Annotated in this window: 3 protein-coding genes and 2 pseudogenes; 3 read left to right on the forward strand and 2 right to left on the reverse strand. The window is 45.5% G+C overall.

Going from position 1 to position 3,343, the window contains the following annotated elements; all coding sequences use genetic code 11:
- A partial coding sequence (locus tag O9324_RS04090) for a transposase (protein ID WP_071784045.1) occupies positions 1–113 on the forward strand: 113 nt, incomplete at its 5' end.
- 27 nt (positions 114–140) lie between these two features.
- Here the strand turns inward: O9324_RS04090 and O9324_RS04095 are convergent.
- Positions 141–551: pseudogene (locus O9324_RS04095) on the reverse strand (SDR family NAD(P)-dependent oxidoreductase); the annotation flags it as partial.
- Positions 552–699: 148 nt separating this feature from the next.
- Here O9324_RS04095 and isiD point away from each other — a divergent pair.
- Both isiD and O9324_RS04105 read left to right on the forward strand, forming a co-directional pair.
- Positions 700–912 carry a protein IsiD gene (gene isiD / locus O9324_RS04100; RefSeq protein ID WP_002732311.1) on the forward strand — a complete coding sequence of 71 codons (213 nt, stop codon included), beginning with the start codon at positions 700–702 and terminating at the stop codon, positions 910–912.
- A gap of 164 nt (positions 913–1,076) precedes the next feature.
- Complete coding sequence (locus O9324_RS04105) at positions 1,077–2,075, forward strand: adenosine kinase (protein ID WP_002741448.1); 999 nt, start codon at positions 1,077–1,079, stop codon at positions 2,073–2,075.
- A 534-nt stretch (positions 2,076–2,609) separates the two neighbouring features.
- On the opposite strand, the pseudogene O9324_RS04110 reads toward O9324_RS04105, so the two are convergent.
- A pseudogene (locus O9324_RS04110) lies at positions 2,610–2,885 on the reverse strand (hypothetical protein).
- Between the last annotated feature and the right edge of the window lie 458 nt (positions 2,886–3,343).

The following is a 3,343-nucleotide window of genomic DNA, read 5'->3' on the forward strand; positions in this document are numbered from 1 at the left end:
TGGTCGAGGGAATCAACAATAAACTTAAACTAATAAAACGGAGAGGCTATGGCTTTAGAAACTTTCGGAATTTTTGGGTTAGAAGTATGTTATCTTGGCATCTTGTATGTTGATTTAGCATAAAGGGTAACGAAGAGCCAAGCAACATTGATAATTGCCCCCCCAGCACCAGCAAGCATCGGACGGAGAAAATAGTGGCTTAATTCCACCAATACCAGATTATTTAACTGGATCATTTCTAACTGTCGGGCTAAGTCCTGCTCGCTAAAAGCACCATAATCACCAAAACCGGCATTATTTACCAGTAAATCAACGTTGATTCCTTTTTGGTTCACCGTATCATATACCAGCTTTCCTGCCCTGGCAACGGTCAGATCTTGAACGATAACCGTCACTTTTACCCCGTATTGTTCCCCCAATTCCGCTGCTAATTGTTCTAGTTTATCCCTAGATCTAGCGACTAAAATTAGCTCCATTTGCCGTTGAGCAAGTTGACGAGCAAAGACGACACCGATACCAGTGGAAGCGCCAGTAATGAGGGCTGTTTTCATAGAAGATCAACTAAAAATAGCTCTTTTGCTGGAATCTTACCACAATTACCCTTTCATTTACAGTTCTTAACTTGGCGGTCAAGACATTTTTTCAACTCAGAATATATGTTAGGCTAGAAATAGAACAAAGGTCGAGAGAGGTGCAGAAATGACAGTTATAAGCTTCACTGATCAAGATATTGCCAAATATACCGCCGCTGATATTGCTTCTTTAGCCGAACGACTAGAAAAAGATGAGTATAGCAACCCCTTCGAGGCTTTGCGGGATTGGCATCTGTTGCGAGCGATCGCTTTTCAAAGGCAGGAATTAGCCGAACCTTATCTTTATCTGTTGGATCTAGAAGCCTACGATGAGGCTTAAAGTGGCTTAGTTAAACAAAACTTAACAAAAATTAGCCGGTGTGTAAGACTAGCACACCGATAATTTTTGTTTATGGTATTCTCTGGCTGAAAACAGCCCCTAGCTTTTTGCTCCTTATTTCCCTACTATCAATAACAAAGTATTTTTAGGCGATCGACTAAATTATGGGCAAACAATACAACGTTTATGGGATCGGTAACGCGCTCGTCGATATGGAATTTCAAGTCTCTCCTGAATTACTGCAAGAATTGGGCATCGATAAAGGAGTGATGACGCTGGTGGACGAAAATCGTCAAACCCAGTTGATGGAAAAATTGGCTTTTGATTGTAAACGCAGCGGTGGCGGATCGGCGGCGAATACCCTAGTAGCGATCGCTCAGTTGGGGGGTAAAGGTTTCTATTCCTGTAAAGTGGGTAATGACGAATTAGGTAAGTTTTATCTGCAAGATCTGCGCGCCTGTGGTTTGCATACCAATGAACATGGTGGCGAAAAAGAGGTGGGAATCACGGGAAAATGTCTAGTTTTTGTGACTCCCGATGCCGATCGCACCATGAATACTTTTCTCGGCATCACCGGGGAAATTTCCGAACGGGAATTAGTCCCTTCAGCGATCGCTAATGCCGATTATCTCTATCTCGAAGGTTATCTCGTCACCTCTCCCACTGCCAAAGCTGCCGCTATTAAAGGGCGAGAAATTGCTCAGGCTGCTGGAGTCAAAACCGCTTTATCCCTGTCGGATCCCAATATGGCGATCTTCTTCCGGGAGGGATTACTGGAAATGATTGGAACGGGATTAGATTTCGTTTTCGCTAATGAGTCGGAAGCTTTGACTATTTCCAGCAGCGACGAAATCGAGTCAGCGATCGCCTATTTTAAAACCATTGCCAAAGGATTCGCTATCACCCGGGGTGCCAGTGGTTCTTTGATCTATGATGGCGAAAATCTCTTGGAAATTGACCCCCATCCCGTACAGGCGATCGATACCGTCGGCGCGGGGGATATGTATGCAGGTGCGTTTCTCTACGGTATTACCCACGGTATGGGTTACAAAGGAGCGGGAAATCTCGCTTCTCTAGCGGCTGCCCGGGTGGTTTCTACTTTTGGAGCGCGTTTACAAACCGAGGAAATTCAATCCCTGCGCGATTCGATCGTTTTGGGATAGGTTTTGTCGGCGATCAGCTTTCAGTCAGTAGTCAGGTTTTTTCTCTCTGCTCCCTGCTCATAGTCTTAACCAGTAATTTAGATAGGGTTTGCTGAATAAATTTGAAATGTAGGCAAAGTAAGGGTTTTGGGGCTTTTCTCGCTCCCACAGGTGCAAGATTTTGAGAGAATCGTCGTTCAAAACCTTGCGTCTTCATCGGCCCGCGTCCTGTAGGGGCGAAGCATTCGGACAATAACCTATCGGTGAAAACGTAGATTTTCTATCCGAATGCTTCGCCCGTACTTATTCAGCAAACCCTAGATAGTCAGACTAAATCCTGTTTAAAAGGTATAGGAGAGTGGGGAGAAGGGAGCGGGTTTTTCAAGTGGGATTGGGAGTTAATCATGCTATTAAAAACCGATTCAGTATAACGGTAAAGTTAGACCTTCTTCACCGATAACTTTGGCTGAGTCACAGCGCTTCAATCGTAACGCGCCCACCTTCCACTGCCTCAATCTGAAGTTTAAAGCCATACAAAAGACCCATCCCCACACATCATAAGGGCTTTCTCTGACTGCGACTACCAAAACGGAAGACGGCTCTATGTCCAATCCGAATCACCCAAGGTTGAGCATCAGGGACACGCTCCTAGAGATGATCGGTAGCAGTAATCGTATCGTCGGCAAGCTCAAACGCTCCAGTTTCGATGTCGATCGCCACAATTCTCCCCTGATTTCCCTCCTCTACCTGAGAACGTACCTGAGATTCATAAATCTCATTACCACGTCGAGCGAATTCTTCTTTGCTGTAGCGGGGTTGTCGAACTGTCATTGAAGCGACCCTGTGGCAACTTTTGCCCTCTATTTTAACCTAAACATCGGGAATCTTCGCTAACATTCCCCAACTAGGCCCACAAGAGCGGCATCGCACTTAAACCCACAGCTTCAATCAATGGACATGGTGCGTTCCTCAAAATCGATCGCTGGAGCAGTAGGACTTGCATTAGGGAACGCACCCTACAAGATCGGCGTACTGCTACGCAGTGCCTTCGGCATCGCACTGAGCCGCATAACGACCCCGTTCACCCGCCGTTAACAACCTCTCGAACTTCAACAAAAGACTCTGTAGGGTCGGCGTGCAACGGGATTGTTAGACCGTATCTCTCAGATCGCTTATGATCAATGTATTCTCGTAGGTTCAGGAGTTTAAACCATGCCTTTCGCTGAGTTAATTTCTTTAGTCAACAATCTAAGTCAGGCAGACAAATTATCACTCTTCAAACTCCTAGC

It is taken from the genome of Microcystis sp. LE19-84.1B (assembly GCF_027531875.1).
GTDB classification, from domain to species: Bacteria; Cyanobacteriota; Cyanobacteriia; order Cyanobacteriales; family Microcystaceae; genus Microcystis; species Microcystis panniformis.

Coding starts and splice junctions, on each gene's coding strand:
- isiD (WP_002732311.1), top strand. CDS start 700: ATGACAGTTATAAGCTTCACTGATCAAGATATTGCCAAATATACCGCC.
- O9324_RS04105 (WP_002741448.1), top strand. CDS start 1,077: ATGGGCAAACAATACAACGTTTATGGGATCGGTAACGCGCTCGTCGAT.